This window comes from Massilia sp. 9096 (assembly GCF_000745265.1).
Taxonomy (GTDB): Bacteria; Pseudomonadota; Gammaproteobacteria; order Burkholderiales; family Burkholderiaceae_D; genus Telluria.
Genome location: NZ_JQNN01000001.1, coordinates 3,161,334 through 3,180,765, shown reverse-complemented (window position 1 = coordinate 3,180,765; position 19,432 = coordinate 3,161,334). Strand labels below are relative to the sequence as shown.

Here is a 19,432-nt window from a genome sequence, read left to right as displayed (position 1 = left end):
TACTATTTAGGCTGCTTCTTAAACAGCTCGCGGAACACCGGGTAGATGTCGGCCGGCGTCACGATCTTCTGCATCGAGAAGTTGGCGTGCGTGGCGGCGACTTCCCCGTATTGCTCCCACAGGTTCTGCGGCGGCCCGTCGGTGATCTCGACATAGGTGTAGTACTGCACCTTGGGCATGATCTGGCTGTTCAGTATTTGTTTGCACAGCAGCGAATCGTTGTCCCAGTTGTCGCCGTCCGAGGCCTGCGCCACGTAGCTGTTCCAGTCGCCATTGCTGTAGCGCTCGGCGATGACCTTGTGCAGCAGGTGCAGCGCTGACGAGACCACGGTGCCGCCCGATTCGCGCGAGTGGAAGAATTCGTTCTCGTCGACCTCGGCCGCCGCCGTATGGTGGCGGATGAAGACGACGTCGATCTTTTCGTACGCGCGCTTGAGGAACAGGTAGAGCAGGATGAAGAAGCGCTTGGCGATATCCTTGCGGCTCTCGTCCATCGAACCCGACACGTCCATGATGCAGAACATGACGGCCGCAGTGGAAGGCTTCGGAATCTTGATCCGGTTGCTGTAGCGCAGGTCGATCGGGTCGATGAAGGGAATCGCCAGCAGCCGAGTGTGAAGCCCATGGATCTTGTGCTTCAGTTCGAGGACGCGCGGATCGTCGTCCTCGGCGCCCAGCGCCTTGATCTCTTCCAGTTCCTGTTCGAGCCGCTCCATCTGGCGGCGGCTCGGGGTGCCGATCGCAATGCGCCGCCCGAGCGCGCCGCGCAGCGAGCGCAGCACGTGGATGTTCGACGGCGTGCCGGAAATATTGTAGCCGGCGCGCTGGTTCTTGAATTCGACGACCTGGGTCAGCTGCGTCTTGACCATGTTCGGCAGCTCGAGGTCTTCGAAGAAGTAGTTCATGAATTCTTCGCGGCTGAGCTCGAAGATGAAATCGTCTTCGGTGGTCTGCTCGCTGTTGCCGGCGCGGCCGCGGCCCGACCCGCCGCCGCCGCCGCGCGGCCGGTTGAACTGGTCGCCTTTCTGGTATTCGGTGTTGCCGGGGTTGACGGTTTCCCAGACGCCGCCATGCGCGTGCCCGAACTTGGGTTCGTTTACATCCTTGACGGGAATTGAAACCTTCTCGCCATTTTCGATATCGGTGATCGAGCGACCCTTGATCGCCCGGCCCACCGCATCCTTGATTTGCGCCTTGTAGCGACGCAAGAATCGTTCGCGGTTGACCGCAGACTTGTTCTTGCCCTGCAAGCGTCGGTCGATGAGGTAAGTCAAAACAGGCCTCCTGCTCAATTCGAGGCGGGCCGGATACCACCCGTGGCCCTAATCTTAACGCGCTACGCGTTATCTTGGTTGGCACCACGGATTCCCGTGGGACCAGGTCTACAGTGCTGCTACGGTGCTCTTGTCCTGTGCCGTTGTGAGCGTCACGGAGGCTCGAGAACCGTAGCGAGCGGAAGCAGGGGCGGTCGAGAAGCACAGCCGTACTTACGGTACGGCGAGCATCGCAGACCGTCTCTGCGACGCGCAGTAGGTTATCGAGCCTCCCTTACGAAGACTTGCGCACTCGGAGATACCATTCGCACAAGAGCCTGACCTGCTTCGGCGTATAGCCTTTTTCGACCATCCGCTCGACGAAGTCGGCGTGCTTGGTGGCGTCTTCCGAGCTCGCTTTGGCGTTGAACGAGATGACCGGCAAGAGTTCCTCGGTGTTCGAGAACATTTTCTTCTCGATCACTGTGCGGAACTTCTCGTAGCTCGTCCAGGCGGGGTTCTTGCCGCCGTTGGTCGCGCGCGCGCGCAGTGCGAAGTTGACGATCTCGTTGCGGAAATCCTTCGGATTCGAAATGCCGGCCGGCTTCTCGATCTTCTCGAGTTCGGCGTTCAGCGATTCGCGGTCGAAGCTTTCGCCGGTGTCCGGGTCGCGAAATTCCTGGTCCTGAATCCAGAAGTCGGCGAAGGTCACGTAGCGGTCGAAGATGTTCTGGCCATACTCCGAATAGCTCTCGAGGTAGGCGGTCTGGATCTCCTTGCCGATGAAGTCGACGTAGCGCTGCGCCAGGTGCTCCTTGATATAGGACAGGTAGCGCTGCTCGGTCTCGGGCGGGAATTGCTCGCGCTCGATCTGCTGTTCGAGCACGTACAGCAGGTGCACCGGATTGGCCGCCACTTCGGTGTTGTCGAAGTTGAAGACCCTGGACAGGATCTTGAAGGCGAAACGTGTCGACAGCCCGTTCATGCCTTCGTCCACGCCGGCGTAGTCGACGTATTCGTGCAACGATTTCGCCTTCGGATCGGTGTCCTTCAGGTTTTCGCCGTCGTACACGAGCATCTTCGAATAGACGCTCGAGTTTTCCGGATCCTTCAGGCGCGACAGCACGGCGAACTGTGACATCATGCGCAGCGTGCCCGGCGCGCAGGGCGCCTTGTCCAGCGACGAATTGCGCAGCAGCTTGTCGTAGATCTTGACTTCGTCCGACACGCGCAGGCAGTACGGCACCTTGACTATATAGATACGGTCGAGGAATGCCTCGTTGTTGCGGTTGTTGCGGAACGTCTTCCACTCCGACTCGTTCGAGTGGGCCAGGATGATGCCTTCGAACGGGATCGCGCCGAAGCCTTCGGTGCCTTTGTAGTTGCCTTCCTGGGTCGCGGTCAGCAGCGGGTGCAGCACCTTGATCGGCGCCTTGAACATCTCGACGAATTCCATCAGGCCCTGGTTGGCCAGGCACAGGCCGCCCGAGTAGCTGTAGGCGTCCGGATCGTCCTGCGAATAATCCTCGAGCTTGCGGATGTCGACCTTGCCGACCAGCGAGGAGATGTCCTGGTTGTTTTCGTCGCCCGGCTCGGTCTTGGCGATCGCGATCTGCTTCAGGATCGACGGGTAGCGCTTGACCACGCGGAACTTGTTGATGTCGCCGCCGAATTCGTGCAGGCGCTTGACCGCCCACGGGCTCGGCACGTTGCGCAGGTAGCGGCGCGGGATGCCATAGTCTTCTTCGAGGATGTTGCCGTCCTCTTCTTCGTTGAACAGGCCGAGCGGCGACTCGTTCACCGGCGAGCCCTTGATGGCGTAGAACGGCACCTGTTCCATCAGGTGCTTGAGTTTTTCCGCGATCGACGACTTGCCGCCGCCGACCGGGCCCAGCAGATACAGGATCTGCTTGCGTTCCTCGAGGCCCTGGGCCGCGTGGCGGAAGTACGACACGACCTGCTCGATCACTTCTTCCATCCCGTAAAACTCGCGGAACGCCGGATAAATCTTGATGACCTTGTTGGCGAAGATGCGCGACATGCGCGGGTCGAGCCGGGTGTCGACCAGGGTCGGTTCGCCGATGGCGGCCAGCATGCGTTCGGGCGCGCTGGCGTAGGTCATGGGGTCTTTCTTGCAGAGTTGAAGATACTCGGACAGAGAGTATTCCTCTTCCCGGGTGCGCTCGTAGCGGGCTGCGTAGTTATCAAAAATGGTCATGTGAATGTCCTCGAATGTGCTAACACTGATCACTGTCCGACAGCTGTTCAAAACAACTGCCCAAGCCCCGGTTCTGACGCAGGAATTCGGAAAGCCTTACGGCCTTTCAAGTCCCCGAATGTTTTTGTGGGGTTCGCCCAAGAAGTTTGGAGGTCAAAGATCTGACACAAAACGGAGGGCGACGTTCTTGTTATGACCCGGTTTATCGGCCATCAAAATAAACTGCTGTTTTGCAGATTTCTTTAATGGTGTCACCGGTTTTGTCAGCGCCCACTGAGAGCGTCTTTTACGCGTATGAAATTTATTATCTGCTTAATAGTTCTGGAAGTCAAAACAGTGATGAGCGCGTCTTTACGGTTAAACTAAGTGTCTGAAAATAAAAGACAAAAAGCCATTTTGAAACGTCTGCGGAGCCGGTCTTGGCGCCGGCTGGCAGGGTCTTGGCGAGCCCGAGAAGAAGAAGCGGTCGAGTTTGTCTGAGCACGTCATGACTTCTCAAAAGGTAAAGGAATAGTGCACCAACTGGCTAAGCAGTGTCGCACGCGTATGGTGTCCCGGTTACATAAATTCCTGAATGAAACCAACAGTCTAGGTCGATACGTTACACTGCGTCCTTGAGCCTGAATCATCAATCGTGGAGAGACAATCATGTTGGAAGAACAACTACGCAACGCGCTGCAGGCGATGCCAAAAGCAGAATTGCACATCCATATCGAAGGCTCGCTCGAGCCCGAACTGATATTTGAGCTTGCACAAAGGAATAGCGTTTCACTCGCTTACCCGACGGTCGAAGCGTTGCGTCAAGCGTACGCTTTCAGCGATCTGCAATCATTCCTCGACATTTATTATGCGGGTGCCAGTGTTTTACTGACCGCGCAGGACTTCTACGACATGACCGCGGCCTACCTGCGCCGCGCCCACGCCGATAATGTGCGCCACGCCGAAATCTTTTTCGATCCGCAGACCCATACCGCGCGCGGCGTGCCGTTCGCGACCGTGATCGACGGCATCTGGCGCGCCTGCCGGGATGCGCCGATCAGCGCCAGCCTGATCCTGTGCTTCCTGCGCCACCTGTCCGAGGAAGAGGCGATCGCCACGCTCGAGGAAGCCGAGCCGTTCCGCGACAAGTTCGTCGGCGTCGGCCTCGATTCGTCCGAACTGGGCCACCCGCCGGAAAAGTTCGCGCGCGTGTTCGCGCGGGCGCGCGAGCTCGGCCTGCACCTGGTCGCGCACGCGGGCGAGGAGGGGCCCCCGAGCTATATCGAGAGCGCGCTCGATATATTGAACGTGGAGCGCATCGACCACGGCGTGCGCTGCCTGGACGATCCGGCGCTGGTCGAGCGCCTGGTGCGCGAGCGCATGCCGCTGACCGTGTGCCCGCTGTCGAACATCAAGCTGCGCGTATTCGACGTGATGGGCAGCCACAACCTGCGCCGCCTGCTCGATGCCGGCCTGGCCGTGACCGTCAATTCGGACGATCCGGCCTATTTCGGCGGCTACGTCAACGACAATTACCTGGCCGCGTTCGAAGCCCTGCCGCTGGAACTGCGCCACGCGCGTCAACTGGCCCATAACAGTTTTGCCGCTGCCTTCCTTGAGGACGAGCAGAAGCGCGCCTATCGTGCCGAGGTCGACGCCTTCTTCGACAAGCTATACTGACCGCATGCTCATTCAATCCCTGCGCATGACCGCGCGCGACTGGCGCGCCGGCGAATTGCGCTTCCTCCTGGTGGCCCTCGTGGTCGCGGTATCGGCCCTGACTGCGGTCGGATTTTTCGTCGACCGCATGAAAAGCGGCCTGAACCGCGACGCCCACCAGCTGCTCGGCGCCGACCTGCTGATCAACGCCGACCAGCCGCTGCCGCAAGCCTGGCGCATCGAAGCGCAACGGCGCGGCCTGCTGCTGGCCGACACCGTCACCTTTCCCAGCATGGCCCAGGCCGGCGCGGGCGACGATTCGCAGGCGCAGCTGGCGTCGGTCAAGGCGGTGTCGCCGGGCTATCCGTTGCGCGGCCAGCTGCGCGTCACCGACAACCCCGACGACGCCAGCGAGGCCGCCGGCCAGCTGACGCGCGACACCCCGGCGCCGGGCACGGTCTGGGTCGACGTCAACCTGCTGCCGCCCCTGCGAATCGCGGTCGGCGGCAGCATCCAGCTGGGCGACAAGAGTTTCAAGGTCGCACGTCTGATCGCCTCCGAGCCCGACCGCGGCGCCTCGTTCTCGAACTTCGCGCCGCGCGTGATGCTCGCCATGGCGGACCTGAAAGCGACCGGCCTGGCCGATGGCTATGCGCGCGTGACCTACCGCATGCAGGTCGCGGCGCGCTCGCCCAACGACCTGGCGCCGGTCAACGATTACGAACGCTGGGTGCGCGCGCGCATCGCCGCCGACAACGTGCGCGGCGTGCGCATCGAGACGCTCGACAACGGCCGCCCGGAAATGCGCTCCACACTCGACCGCGCGGAGCGTTTCCTGGCCCTGGTCAGCCTGCTGTCGGCGATGCTGGCGGCGGTCGCGGTGGCGATGGCGGCGCGCCGCTTCATGCAGCGCCACCTGGACGCCTGCGCGATGCTGCGCTGCCTCGGCATGACCCAGAACGAAGTCGGCCTGCTGTTCCTGATCGAGTTCGCGCTGGTCGGGCTGGCCGGCAGCCTGCTGGGCGTGCTGGTCGGCTTCGTCGCCCATTTCGTGCTGCTGGCGCTGATCGCCAACCTGATCCCGGGCACGCCGCCGCCGGCCTCGATCCTGCCGGCGCTGCAGGGCGTGGTGACCGGCATGCTGTTGCTGGTCGGCTTCGCGCTGCCGCCGGTCCTGCAACTGCGCAACGTGCCGCACAACCGCGTGATCCGGCGCGAGTCGGCGGCGCCGCGTCCCGCCGCGCTCGCCACCTATGGTCTGGGCACGCTGGTGTTCGTCGGCCTGCTGCTGTGGCAGGCAGGCGACGTGCGCCTGGCGCTGCTGACCGCCGGCGGCTTCCTCGGCGGGCTGGCCGCTTTTGCCCTGATCGGCTGGCTCGCATTGCGCGCCTTGCGCGGCCTGCGCGGCGCGGTCAGCCACCAGGGCTGGCGTTTCGCGCTGACCTCGCTGCAGCGCCGCCCCGGCGCCACCGTGGTGCAGATCGTCTCGCTGTCGCTCGGCCTGATGGCGCTGCTGGTGCTGACGGTCGTGCGCGGCGACCTGATGAACGCGTGGCGCCTGTCCACGCCGCCCGACGCCCCGAACCGCTTCATCATCAACATCCAGCCCGAGCAGCGCGACGGCGTGGCCAGGAGCATCACCCAGGCCGGCGTGCGCGACCTCGTGCTGTACCCGATGATCCGCGGACGCCTGATTGCCGTGAACGGCAACGCCGTCACCGCCGACACCTACCGCGACGAGCGCGCGCGCGGCCTGGCCGAGCGCGAATTCAATATCTCCAGCACGCTCGCGCTGCCGGAACAGAACGAAGTCGTGGCCGGCCGCTGGTACCAGGATGCGCCCGGCGTGGCCGAAGCCTCGGTCGAGCAGGGGCTGGCGCGTACGCTGCACCTGAAGCTCGGCGACACGATGCGCTTCGACATGGGCGGGCAGGTCGTGCAAGCGAAGGTGACCAGCCTGCGCAAGCTGGAGTGGGGCTCGATGCACGCCAACTTCTTCGTCATCATCAACCCGGCGGCGATGCGCGACGCGCCCACCACCTACATGACCGCCTTCCACCTGCCGGCCAAGGGCATCGGCCTGGCCAACACGCTCACGCGCACCTACCCGAACCTGACCGTGGTCGACGTCAGCGGTATCATCCGCCAGCTGCAGGACGTGCTCGACCAGGTCGTGACGGCGGTCGAGTTCCTGTTCGTGTTCACACTGGCGTCGGGCGTGCTGGTGTTGTACGCCGCGCTGATGGGATCGCAGGCCGAGCGCACCCGCGAAGCCGGCCTGTTGCGCGCGCTGGGCGCCACGCGCGGCCAGCTGGCTACGGCCCAGCGCATCGAGTTCGCGCTGGTGGGCGGCCTGTCCGGGCTGCTCGCGGCGTCGGGCGCGGCGGCGCTCGGCTGGGCGCTGGCCGAGTACCAGTTCAAGTTCCCATGGCATTTCGATCCGCTGGTGTGGACCGTCGGCCTGGTCGCCGGGGCCGTGTGCGCACTGATCGGCGGCTGGTTCGGCTTGCGTGGCGTGCTGCGCAAACCGCCGCTGCAAACGCTGCGCGAGGCGACCTGATCTGTTGTGGTTTTGCCGACCGTAAAGGTTTCGTTCGAGGCCCCTCAGCCTTGGACGCACCACGGCCGGCAGCGCCTGCGCTATCATGGCTGGATGACCGAATCCACAGCAACCCAACACACCGGCGACGCGCAAGACCAGCAGCAAGAGCAGGAGCGCACCCTTTACGACGTCATCGGCGGCGAAGCCCGCCTGCGCGAACTGGTCGACCGCTTCTACGACCTGATGCAACTCGAGAAGGACTTCGCCGGCATCCACGCCATGCATCCGGTACCCAACGATGGCTCGCGGGACAAGCTGTTCATGTTCCTGTCCGGCTGGATGGGCGGCCCCAACCTGTTCATCGAGCGCTACGGCCATCCGATGCTGCGCGCCCGCCACCTGCCGTACGCCATCGGCACGAGCGAGCGCGACCAGTGGCTGCGCTGCATGGCGCAAGCGCTGGAAGACATGGGCTATGACTACGACTTGCGCCTGCGACTGATGACCTCGTTCTACCAGACCGCCGACTGGATGCGTAATCGCCCCCACTGAGCGACCCGCTGAGTGACCTCACTAAGCGCCCCCACTGAGCGCCCCCACTGAGCGCCCCCACTGAGCGCCCCCACTGAGCGCCCCCACTGAGCGCTCGCACTCAGCGACCTCAGCGGGCGCCTCGAATAAAACGCCGTACCGACGACATGTCCACCCTCGAATTCATCCTGCTCGCAATCGGCCTGCTGGCCGTCATCGCACTGCAAGTCATGCTGCTCGCGCGTACGCGTGCGGGCGCGCGCACGGAAAGCCGCGGCGACGAAGCTGCCCAGCTCGCTTTCGAGCGCCTCGAGCGCGAGCTGCGCCACGAGATGCAGGCCAGCGCCCAGGCTACGCGCCAGGAGCTGTCAGCCAACCTGGCGCAACACCATGCGGCCGCGGCCCAGCAGCTCGACACCATGCGCCAGCAGATGCACTTGCACGCGGCCGGCGGGCGCGAGGAGCAGGCGCGCAGCCTGAAGCGCATGGCCGATTCGGTCAACGCCTCGCTGGCGACGCTGACCGAATCGAATGCCCAGCGCATGCTCGAAGTGCGCGCCACGCTGGAATCCAAGATCCGCGACCTGCAGGCGGATAACGGCAAGCGCCTGGAAGAGATGCGCCAGACCGTCGACGAGAAGCTGCACGCGACGCTGGAGACGCGCCTGAGCGAATCGTTCCGCCAGGTGTCGGACCGGCTGGAAAAGGTGCACCAGGGCCTGGGCGAAATGCAGCAGCTGGCGGTCGGCGTGGGCGACCTGAAGCGCGTGCTGACCAACGTCAAGACGCGCGGGACCTGGGGCGAGGTGCAGTTGGAAATGCTGCTCGAGCAGGTGCTGACCGTCGACCAGTACGGCAAGAACGTCGAGACCGTGCGTGGTTCGAACGCGCGCGTGGAATTCGCGATCAAGCTGCCGGGCGTGGTCGACGGCGGGCCGCCGCTGTGGCTGCCGATCGACGCCAAGTTCCCCAAGGAGCAGTACGAGCGCCTGCTGGAAGCGGCCGACGCTGGCGATGCCGACGGGGTCGCGCGCGCGGGTGCGGAGCTCGAACGCGCGGTGCGCGGCGAAGCCAGGACCATCTGCGAAAAATACGTGTCGCCGCCGCAGACCACGGATTTCGCGATCCTGTTCCTGCCGACCGAAGGCCTGTACGCCGAAGTGATGCGCCGTCCGGGCCTGGCCGACGATTTGCAGCGCACGCTGCGGGTGACGATCGCCGGACCGTCGACGTTGTCGGCCTTGCTCAACAGCCTGCAGATGGGTTTCCGCACGCTGGCGCTGGAAAAGCGTTCGTCCGAAGTGTGGCAGGTGCTGGGCGCGGTCAAGACCGAGTTTGGCAAGTTCGGCGATGTGCTGGCCCAGACCAAGCTGACGCTGGAGCGCGCCGCCAAGAACATCGAAAGCGCCGAGGTGCGCAGCCGCCAGATGGCGCGCAAACTGAAATCGGTCGAGGCCTTGCCGAGCGAGGCGGCCGCGCTGATGCTCGGCGCGTCCGGCCTCGACAGTGAGGAATGACGCCGGTCTAGACCAGGCCTTCGAACAGCAGCACGTCGACCATGTCCCCCGCCTGCACCGTGCCTTGCTCGTCGTGCAGCACCACCATGCAGTTCGCCTCCGACATCGAGCGCAGGATGCCCGAGCCCTGGGCGCCGGTGATCGCCACGGCCGGCATGCCGTCGGCCCCGCGCGTCAGCACGGCGCGCTGGTATTCGGTGCGGCCCGGCTTCTTGCGGATCGTGGCCGTCGAGCGCGCCTTGACCAGCTCGAGCGGCGCCTCGGCGCCCATCATGCGCAGCAGCGCCTCGCGCGCGAAAAAGTAGAACGAGACCATCACCGCGACCGGGTTGCCCGGCAGGCCGAACAGGAAAGCGCTGCGGCCGTTCGAGCCAATCCGTCCAAAAGCCAGCGGGCGGCCCGGCCGCATGCCGATCTTCCAGAAACTGACGTCGCCCAGGCGCGCCATGATCGTGCGCGTGTAGTCGGCCGCGCCGACCGAGACGCCGCCCGAGGTGATGATGGCGTCGGCGTTCTCGCACGCCTCGCGCAGCGCGTCTTCCAGCGCCTGCGGGTCGTCGCGCACCACGCCCATGTCGATCAGGTCGACGCCCAGGCGCTGCAGCATGCCGTGGATCGTGTAGCGGTTGCTGTCGTAGACGCAGCCTTCGTCGAGCGGCTGGCCGATCGAGCGCAGCTCGTCGCCGGTCGAGAAGAAGGCGACGCGCAGGCGCCGCTGCACCGGCACCTCGGCCACGCCGAGCGAGGCCAGCAAGCCGAGGTCGGCGGGGCGGATTACCTTGCCCTTGCGCAGGGCTGCGCTGCCGCGCTTCAGGTCTTCGCCGGCCAGGCGGCGGTTGTCGCCGGCGCGGAGGGTCCCGGGCGCCATGACGATCGAACGTTGCCCATCTTCGTCGATTTCGCGCACGAACTCCTGCGGCACCACGCTGTCGCAACCTTGCGGGATGACGGCGCCGGTCATGATGCGCACGCATTCGCCTGCCTGCGGCACGCCTTCGAAAGCGCGGCCGGCGAATGCGGTGCCGGCCACGCGCAGGCGCGTGTCGCCGTCTTGAACCAGGTCGGCGCCGCGCAGCGCATAGCCGTCCATCGCCGAGTTGTCGTGCGCCGGGACGTCGATCGGCGAGGTGATGTCGTGCGCCAGCACGCGCCCGAGCGCGGCGCGCAGCGCCACCTGTTCGGTGCTGCGGATCGGCTGGACGAATTCGCGGATGACGCGCTGGGCGTCGCGCACGGGCAGGGCGTCCGGATCGTAGGCCGACAGGCAGCTGACGACGTCGGCCAGGCGCGGCGCATGCGTGGAAGACGCGGCCGTGTCGAGGCGCTGGAGTTCGTCCAGCGTGTTGATGTTGCGGAACGCGTCCGCATCCTCGAACAGCACCTCGGCCACCTTGATCTGCCCATACCAGCCATCCATGCGGCGCCCGCCGCCGGCCAGGTAGGCGGACAAGACCGGCAGCAGACTGGTTTTCAGCAGGCAAAACACCGGATGCGGCTGGCGCACGCCGTTTTCCTCGGTCACGGCAACCGCCAGGTCGGCGTCCCGCCTCTCCAGGCCGTCCAGCAGGCGCTCGGCCAGGTCAGGGGGCAGGAAGGGCGAATCGCAGGGCGCCGTCAACAGGTAGGGCGTGGTGCCGCGGCGCAGCCCGGTTTCCAGGCCCGCCAGCGGTCCCAGGAAACCGGGCGTATCGTCGGGCCACACCGGCACGCCAAAGGTGGCGTAGCGCTCGAGGTTCTGGTTGGCGTTGATGGCAAGCGTGGCCACCTGCGGCTGCAGGCGCGCCAGCACGGCCGCCGCCATGGTCGAGCCGCCGAACGGCTGCAAACCCTTGTCGACGTGGCCCATGCGCGTGCCGCGCCCGCCCGCGAGGAGCAGGCCGCTGATCGATTCCTTGTTCATGTCGTATCCGCTTGTTGTTTTGACGGCTTTTAGCCGCCGATATAGGACATTTCGATTTTCCGTGCGCTCTCCGAGCGGCTCGACAGGCCTGCCGTGTTGACGGTGCGCGTTTCGGAATAACGGTCGGCGCGCCGGCGCCACAGGCGCGCGATGGCCGACGACAGTTCGAGGTCGTTGCCGCCCGCGCGCAGCAGGCCGCGCAGGTCGTGGCCCTGCGTGGCGAACAGGCAGGTGTAGAGCTTGCCCTCGGTCGACAGGCGGATGCGCGAGCAATCCTGGCAGAACGCCTGGGTGACGCTGGAGATCATGCCGACTTCGCCGCCGCCATCCGCGTACTTCCAGCGCGAGGCGGTCTCGCCGGTGTAGTTCGGGTTGATCGCCACCAGCGGCATCTCGGCCGAAATCCGGCGCACCACTTCGCTCGACGGCACGACCTCGTCCATGTTCCAGCCGTTCGAGCCGCCCACGTCCATGTACTCGATGAAACGCAGGATGAACGGCGAGCCCTTGAAGTGGCGCGCCATCGGCAAGATCTGGCCGTCGTTGGTGCCGCCCTTGACCACCATGTTGACCTTGATCGGCCCCAGGCCGGCCGCATGGGCCGCGTCCAGGCCGTTCAACACGTCGGAGACGGCGAAGTCGACGTCGTTCATGCGCCGGAACACGTCGTTGTCGATGGCGTCGAGCGACACGGTGACGCGGTCCAGGCCGGCATCCCTCAATGCCCGCGCCTTGCGCGCCAGCAGCGAGCCGTTGGTGGTCAGCGTCAGGTCGAGCGGACGGCCGGAGGGCGTGTCGAGCGCGCGCAGCTGGGTCACCAGGCCCTCCAGATTCTTGCGCAGCAGCGGTTCGCCGCCGGTCAGGCGGATCTTTTCGACGCCGTGGGCGATGAACAACTTCGCCACGCGCGTGATCTCCTCGAAGCTCAGCAGCGAGGAATGGGGCAGGTAGGCGTAATCCTTGTCGAAGACTTCCTTCGGCATGCAATACACGCAACGGAAATTGCAGCGGTCGGTGACCGAGATGCGCAAGTCGTGCAGCGGGCGGCCGAGGGCGTCGGCCAGCAGCCCGGTCGGCGCTTCGAGCGCCGCCGGAGCCGTCAGCGCGGGCGCGCGCACGTCGCTCAGCAAGATGATTTTTTCAGACATTCCGTAAGGTTAGCACGAGGCCGGCGATACCACAGGCGAGGATCAATTTCACCGGGCCGACGCGCCAGCGCAGCAGGGACAGCGTGGCGGCCGCGCCGATCGCGATCGCGCTCCACTGCGGCCGTCCGTCGGCCAGGAATACGTGGCCGCCGAAAAACACGGCCAGGCTGGCGATCACGCCGACGACTGCCGCCGAGATCGCGGTGAGCGGCGCCGTCATGCGGACGTTGCCGCGCGTGGACTCTACCAGCGGACCGCCGGCCAGGATGAATACGAAGGAGGGCAGGAAGGTGAACACGGTCGCCACCGCCGCCGCGCACGCGCCCGCGAGCGCACGCGCGTGCGGGCCGAACGGTGCGCCGTTCCAGCCGCCCACGAAGCCGACGAAAGCGTTCACCATGATCAGCGGGCCGGGCGTGGTCTCGCCCAGCGCCAGCCCGTCGATCATCTGGCCGGCGTTGAGCCAGCCGTAGTGGTCGACCGCGCCCTGCACGACGTAGGGCAGCACCGCATAGGCGCCGCCGAAGCTCAGCAGCGCGGTCTTGGTGAAGAACCAGGCCATGCGCGGCAGCGTGCCGTCCACGCCCCATGCCGCGGCCAGCAAGCCCCAGCCGGCCAGCACCAGGGCGCACCCGGCCAGCGCCACCGCCGCCAGGCGCGGCCAGGCGAAGCGGGCGTGCGGCGGCGTCGGCGTGTCGTCATCGATCAGCGCGGGCCCGGCGCCTGGCCTGGCGGCGCCGTGCGCACCGCCGCCAGGCTGGAACCAGTGCGCACGCACCCGTCCGCCGATGCTCCCGGCCACCGCCGCACCCAGCATGATGGCGGGAAACGGCAGGCGCAGCAGCGCGATCCCGACGAAGGCGGCCAGCGCGATCGCGGCCAGCGCCGGGTTCCTGAGCGTGCGGCTGCCGATGCGCCAGGCCGCCGCCAGCACCAGCGCCACCACCGCCGGCTTGACCCCGGCCAGCGCGCCCGCCACGGCCGGCAGCTGCCCGAACACCAGGTAGACCCAGGACAGCGCGGCCAGGATCAGCAGCGAAGGCAGGATGAACAGCACCCCGGCGGCAATCCCGCCGGCCGTACGGTGCAGCAGCCAGCCGATGTAGACCGCCAGCTGCGTCGCCTCGGGGCCGGGCAGCAGCATGCAATAGTTGAGGGCATGCAGGAACCGCCCGTCGGAAATCCAGCGCCGCCGCTCGACCAGCTCGGCATGCATCAGCGCGATCTGGCCGGCCGGGCCGCCGAAGCTGATGAAGCCGAGCTTGAACCAGTAGCGCAGGGCGGCGCTGAATGGCACGGATTCGGGTCCCGGTTCGGGCGCCGATGCAGGCGCCGAGGCGGGCGGCGTGGGCAGATCGGCAGCGGTCGGGTCCGGCATGGCGTCGATCGGCAGGCGCCGAAGTGGAAGGTCGCCCATGTTACAACGAGGCGATGTCTGGTGGAACAGTAGCGTAGAAGTGCGACGGGTCCAGCGTCGAGGCGACCCCGACGTGCTGGAAGTTTTCTTCCAGCCAGCGCCCGGCGGCCTGGTAGCCGACCTCGTGCAGGTGCTGGATGAAGCGCCATTCGGTATTGAACTTGCTCGAGATGCTCAGTTCGCGCAGGTGCTCGGCCCCGCTGATCAGGTGCAGGCGCATCGATTGCTGGCGCACCTGGCCCGGGTCGACCTCGTCGACCACCGTGTTCATGTGATGCAGCGCGCTGATCTCGCGCACCAGGCTGATGTTGAAGGCGATCTCGTTGACCCGGTTGTTGACGTCGTTCATAGAGAGCGGCAACTCGCGCCGCGCCACCGGGTTGTTCTGGATGATCAGGATGTCGCGCGCCAGGCCCGGGTCGACCAGCGGCCCGAGCGCCGGATTGCCGACGAAACTGCCGTCCCACCAGGCTTCGCCGTCGACCATCACCGGCGCGAACACCTGCGGCAGGCAAGCCGACGCCATCACGTGCTGGACTGTCAGCTCGTCGCGCTGGAATATCCGTCCGGTGCCGGTGCGTACGTTGGTGGCGGACAGGAACAGCTCCAGCCCGCTGGCGCGCACGCGCTCGAAGTCGACCAGCGTGGCCAGCAGCATGCTCAGCGGATTGATGTTGAGCGGATTCATCTGCATCGGCGACAGGGTTGCGCAGGCCAGCTGCAGCAGCAGGTAGCCGGGCGAGGTCTCGACGCTGCCGCGTCCGGCCAGGTAGTCGAACGGCGACGGGTGCATCGGGCTGAACATGGCGCCGGCGCCGAGCGTGTTCCAGAACTTGGCCAGGCTCGCGCGCGCGCCCGCGTGGCCGCCGCCATGGGCAAAGCCGTCGGCCAGCACGACCGCGTTGATGCTGCCGGCGCTGGCGGCACTGATCGCTTCGAGTTCCAGGCGTTCGTCCTGCAGCAGACGGTCAAGCGCGCCCCAGGCGAAGGCGCCGTAGGCACCACCGCCTTGCAGGCCGAGGTTGATCTTCTTGATGATACTCATGGCAACGTCGCGTTAATCAAACACCCAGTTTGCTCGCTTCGGTCGGCAAGGGGCGCAACCTTGAGTGTAAGAAAAAAAAAAGGAAGCCGGGGCTTCCTTTGTCGGCGCCGCCGCTGAGGGCGGCGCCGTGTCGACGCTGATCGACGTACTTATTGGCGGGTATCCACCTGGATCAGCGGCTCAGCGGCCGGCGGCGGGGCGACCTTGCGGGCGCGTCCCATGCGGACCGGCGGCTGGGCCGCGGATTCCTGGGCGGCGCGCAGCTTTTCCGGGTCGGTCGATGCCAGCGTCAGGCCGGCTTGCGCCAGCACGTCGCCAAGGTCGGCCGAAGCTGCAGCCTGCGGCGCCGGGGCGCTGGCAGCCGGCGCTGGTGCCGGTTCAGGTGCCGGAGCCGCTTGCGATGCCGCGGTCGGGAACGCGATCGGTGCCGGCGCTGCAGCTGCCTGCGAGGCGGCGGTCGGGAACGCGATTGCCGGCGCTACCGCTGCTGCCGCCGGCGCCGGTTCGGCTTGTGCGACCGGGGCGGCTTGCTCGGTGGCAGCGCGCGCCGTCGCTTCGGCCACCGACTTGGCGGTCGGGAACGGCCATGCACCCGTGCTCGAGGCGACCGGCTGGGCAGCCTCGGCGCTTGCCGTGGCGGCAACCGGAGCCTGCGCCTTGGCGGCGGCAGCCTGTTCGGCGCGCAGCTTCTCGGCGACCTTGTCGGCAGCGGCGGCGTCGGCGGCAGCCTTCACCGACGCAGCGGTCGGGAACGGCCACGCACCCTGGCTGCCGGCGGCAGCGGCTTCCGGCTTGGCCTTGGCGGCTTTCGCCTCGGCCTGCACCTTGGCGGCTTCCTCGTCGGCGACCGGCGTGAAGGCCGGGGTCTCGATGGTGTCGCCATCGACGCCTTCGACTTCGCGCTCGCGGCGGTTGCGGTTGCGGCCACCGCGGCGGCGGCGGCGGCGCGGTTCATCGCCGTTGGCTTCGTCGAACTCGTCGCCGTTCGGACCGACGGTCGTGATCGCAGACGTGACCGACTTGACGATCTGCTCCTGCACCACTTCCTGCTCGCCGTTCGGGCCGGTGGTCGCGATGGTGACGGTGGTCGCGCTGGTCGCCTGCACGATGCTCAGCTCTTCCTGCTTGGCCTCGACCGGGGCGCGCTCAGTGCGTTCGGTACGCTCGGCGCGTTCAGCACCCTCGCGCGGCGGACGCGGTTGGCGCGGTGCGCGTTCCGGACGCTCGGCGCGTTCGGTGCGTTCCGAACGTTCGCCACGCTCGGTGCGCTCGGCGCGCGCCGGTGCTGCGGCTTGCGCTTCGGTCACCTGTTCGCGCGGCTCGCGCGGTTCACGCGGCGGACGCGGCTGGCGCGGCGGACGCGCCGGCTTGGCGTCGAGGGCGTCGGCCGGCTTGGCGGCGTCTTCGCCCGGCGCGGCCTTGGCGGCATGCTCGCGCTCGTCGCGTTCGCGGCCCTTGCCGTTGCCGTTGCCGTTGCGGCTGGCGTTGCGGCCGTTGGCGTTACGCGGACCGCGGCCGTTGCGCTCGCCGCGCTCGGCGGCTGCCGGCGCCGGTTCGGCCGGTTGGGACGGGGCGGCCGGGGCGGGCGGCGGTGCGATCGGGGCCGGACGGCCGAAGAAGAAGTTGCGCAGCTTGGCGAAGAAGCCTTCCTCGGCAGGCGGGGCCGGCGGCGGCGGCGGTGCGATCGGAGCGGCCGGGGCGGCGGCGACCGGCTTGGGCGGCTCGCGGCGTTCGACCGTCGGGGCCGGCTGGGCCGGGGTGATGGTCTTGACCACGGCTTCCTGGCGCGGCTTGGCTTCTTCCTTCTGGCGCTTGTTGAACGCCATGTCGGTGTCGGCCGACTCGGCCAGGGTGTAGCTGGCGGCGGCGTCTTCCAGGCGCGGATCGTCGACCTTGATGCGCTCGAGCTTGTAGTGCGGAGTCTCGAGGTGCTTGTTCGGGATCAGGATCACGGTGATGCGGTGACGGGTCTCGATCTTGAGCACTTCGCCGCGCTTTTCGTTCAGCAGGAAAGCGGCGACATCGACCGGCACTTGGACGTGGATCGTGGCCGAATTCTCCTTCATCGCCTCTTCCTGGATGATGCGCAGGACTTGCAGGGCGGACGATTCGGTGTCACGGATGTGGCCGGTGCCCGAGCAGCGCGGGCAGGTGACGTGCGAACCTTCCGACAGCGACGGACGCAGGCGCTGGCGCGACAGTTCCATCAGGCCGAAACGCGAGATCTTGCCCATCTGCACGCGTGCACGGTCGTGGTGCAGCGCGTCCTTCAGGCGCTGTTCGACTTCGCGCTGGTTCTTGGCGACTTCCATGTCGATGAAGTCGATCACGATCAGGCCGCCGAGGTCGCGCAGGCGCAGCTGGCGCGCGACTTCGTCGGCGGCTTCGCAGTTGGTGTTGAAGGCGGTGGTTTCGATGTCGGAGCCGCGGGTGGCGCGCGCCGAGTTGACGTCGATCGAGACCAGCGCTTCGGTGTGGTCGATCACGATGGCGCCGCCGGACGGCAGCGGGACGGTGCGGGCGTAGGCGGTTTCGATCTGGTGTTCGATCTGGAAACGCGAGAACAGCGGCACGTCGTCGGTGTAGCGTTTTACGCGGTGCGCCATGTCGGGCATCACGTGGCTCATGAACTGCTGGGCCTGGTCGAAGATCTCGTCGGTGTCGATCAGGACTTCGCCGATGTCAGGCTGGAAATAGTCGCGGATGGCGCGGATGACCAGTGACGACTCTTGATAAATCAGGAACGGACCCGGGGCCGACTTGCCGGCGCCTTCGATCGCGCGCCACAGCTGCATCAGGTAGTTCAGGTCCCACTGCAGCTCTTCGACGTTGCGGCCGATGCCGGCGGTGCGGGCGATCACCGACATGCCTTGCGGCAGGTCGAGCTTGTCCATGGTTTCACGCAGTTCCTGGCGTTCTTCGCCTTCGACGCGGCGCGACACGCCGCCGCCGCGCGGGTTGTTCGGCATCAGGACCAGGTAGCGGCCGGCCAGCGAAATGAACGAGGTCAGGGCGGCGCCCTTGTTGCCGCGCTCTTCCTTCTCGACCTGGACCATGATGTCCTGGCCTTCGCGCAGGGCTTCCTTGATGGTGCAGTTACGGACATCGACGCCGTCGCGGAAATAGGAGCGGGCAACTTCTTTGAAGGGGAGGAAGCCGTGGCGGTCTTCGCCGTAGCTGACGAAGCAGGCTTCAAGAGAGGGTTCGATTCGGGTGATGACGCCTTTGTAGATGTTCGACTTGCGCTGTTCGCGCCCGGCGCTCTCGATATCGATGTCGATCAGTTTCTGGCCGTCGACGATCGCTACGCGCAACTCTTCTTGCTGCGTAGCGTTAAACAACATGCGTTTCATTTTTATAAACTCCGCGACCCGTGGGCCGTTATGCCGTCTTGTCAGGACGGCGTAGGTACAAGGATGTACGCGGGGAGGGGAGTGTTGGCGGTGGTATGCCCGGGGCGTGAGCGGCATTGCCGGTCACAGGGCGCAGATGGGGCCGAACGGTATTGTCACGCACACGCCACGGCCAGCTCGACCGGCGCGGCCCGGTGGGGCGGCGCAAGGGAGGGCCTCGGGCGATGCGACGAACCCGGCCGTCGGGATACCGTCAACCCGCCGCGGGTTGCGGTGCGGTGGAAACGCGGCCTGGGACATGATCCGGGCCGGGTCCGGCCGCAAGGAGTTTGCGGCGCGCACCGTGATGCACGGCGGCGCTTTCCGGACTGCATTCCACTCAACACTGCTGCCGCTCGCGACGGTTATCAAGTCTCCTTGTCTCGGGTCGGGCGGAAAACGACAAGCGTTATCGGCACCATCACCCGGCGAGCCGACCCTGAGGCCGGCTTGCCGGTACTTATCCTTAAAATTCCAAACAATCCAATCCTGCAGTCTCGCGTGCGGCCCGATTGCAACTGCGGTGCAACCCAGGCGCGCCCACAAGAATGTGCGTACAGATTATGGAATCTGAAAAACTGTTGCGCTGCTGCGCCCAGATTGCGGCCGCTCGCTACGGTTATTCAAGATTCCTTTTCCATCGATTTTGCATTTTGGCGAGGCCGATGGAGACGCCCCTGTGTAAAATATCGTTTTTAATTCTTACACCAGGGGCCTCGACAACCGACTGCGCGTTGCTTTTTCGCCCGCTCGAGCCTGCTGCACCCTCGGTACAACAGCGCCTCGCAAGCCGAAATGCCGGCGCGCTAGGTCATCCAGACCCCCACCCGC

The 19,432-nt window shown here is 66.1% G+C and carries 11 protein-coding genes; 4 read left to right on the top strand and 7 right to left on the bottom strand.

The window, feature by feature from the left end:
- Positions 1-2: 2 nt before the first annotated feature.
- Both FA90_RS13625 and FA90_RS13620 read right to left on the bottom strand, forming a co-directional pair.
- Positions 3-1,274, bottom strand: coding sequence for a YeaH/YhbH family protein (locus FA90_RS13625; RefSeq protein ID WP_036169550.1), 1,272 nt, complete (start codon positions 1,272-1,274; stop codon positions 3-5).
- Between the two features lie 274 nt (positions 1,275-1,548).
- A complete protein-coding gene (locus FA90_RS13620; RefSeq protein WP_036169548.1) occupies positions 1,549-3,471 on the bottom strand; it encodes a PrkA family serine protein kinase in 1,923 nt (640 codons plus the stop codon).
- 648 nt (positions 3,472-4,119) lie between these two features.
- Here FA90_RS13620 and FA90_RS13615 point away from each other — a divergent pair.
- The 4 genes from FA90_RS13615 (at position 4,120) to FA90_RS13600 (ending at position 9,699) form a co-directional block, all read left to right on the top strand.
- Positions 4,120-5,130 (top strand): adenosine deaminase, encoded by a 1,011-nt coding sequence (locus tag FA90_RS13615; protein WP_036169546.1) that lies wholly within the window; start codon positions 4,120-4,122, stop codon positions 5,128-5,130.
- Between the two features lie 4 nt (positions 5,131-5,134).
- Positions 5,135-7,669 carry an ABC transporter permease gene (locus tag FA90_RS13610; protein ID WP_036169543.1) on the top strand — a complete coding sequence of 845 codons (2,535 nt, stop codon included), beginning with the start codon at positions 5,135-5,137 and terminating at the stop codon, positions 7,667-7,669.
- A gap of 93 nt (positions 7,670-7,762) precedes the next feature.
- The gene (locus tag FA90_RS13605; protein ID WP_051971781.1) at positions 7,763-8,203 is read left to right on the top strand and encodes a group II truncated hemoglobin; all 441 of its coding nucleotides are present in this window, start codon (positions 7,763-7,765) and stop codon (positions 8,201-8,203) included.
- A 146-nt stretch (positions 8,204-8,349) separates the two neighbouring features.
- On the top strand, positions 8,350-9,699 hold the full coding sequence (locus FA90_RS13600) for a DNA recombination protein RmuC (RefSeq protein WP_036169540.1): 1,350 nt from the start codon (positions 8,350-8,352) through the stop codon (positions 9,697-9,699).
- Between the two features lie 7 nt (positions 9,700-9,706).
- On the opposite strand, the gene glp is transcribed toward FA90_RS13600, so the two are convergent.
- The 5 genes from glp to FA90_RS13575 all read right to left on the bottom strand — a co-directional run bounded on the left by glp (position 9,707) and on the right by FA90_RS13575 (position 18,562).
- Complete coding sequence (glp, locus tag FA90_RS13595) at positions 9,707-11,599, bottom strand: gephyrin-like molybdotransferase Glp (protein WP_036169538.1); 1,893 nt, start codon at positions 11,597-11,599, stop codon at positions 9,707-9,709.
- Positions 11,600-11,628: 29 nt separating this feature from the next.
- Entirely contained in the window at positions 11,629-12,747 is a 1,119-nt protein-coding gene (gene moaA / locus FA90_RS13590; protein WP_036169535.1) for a GTP 3',8-cyclase MoaA, read from the bottom strand.
- Positions 12,740-14,125 carry a chromate efflux transporter gene (gene chrA, locus FA90_RS13585; RefSeq protein ID WP_036175649.1) on the bottom strand — a complete coding sequence of 462 codons (1,386 nt, stop codon included), beginning with the start codon at positions 14,123-14,125 and terminating at the stop codon, positions 12,740-12,742. The genes moaA and chrA overlap by 8 nt, the downstream gene beginning before the upstream one ends.
- 40 nt (positions 14,126-14,165) lie before the next feature.
- Positions 14,166-15,209 (bottom strand): patatin-like phospholipase family protein, encoded by a 1,044-nt coding sequence (locus tag FA90_RS13580; protein ID WP_051971780.1) that lies wholly within the window; start codon positions 15,207-15,209, stop codon positions 14,166-14,168.
- Between the two features lie 149 nt (positions 15,210-15,358).
- Positions 15,359-18,562 (bottom strand): Rne/Rng family ribonuclease, encoded by a 3,204-nt coding sequence (locus tag FA90_RS13575; protein ID WP_036169531.1) that lies wholly within the window; start codon positions 18,560-18,562, stop codon positions 15,359-15,361.
- Between the last annotated feature and the right edge of the window lie 870 nt (positions 18,563-19,432).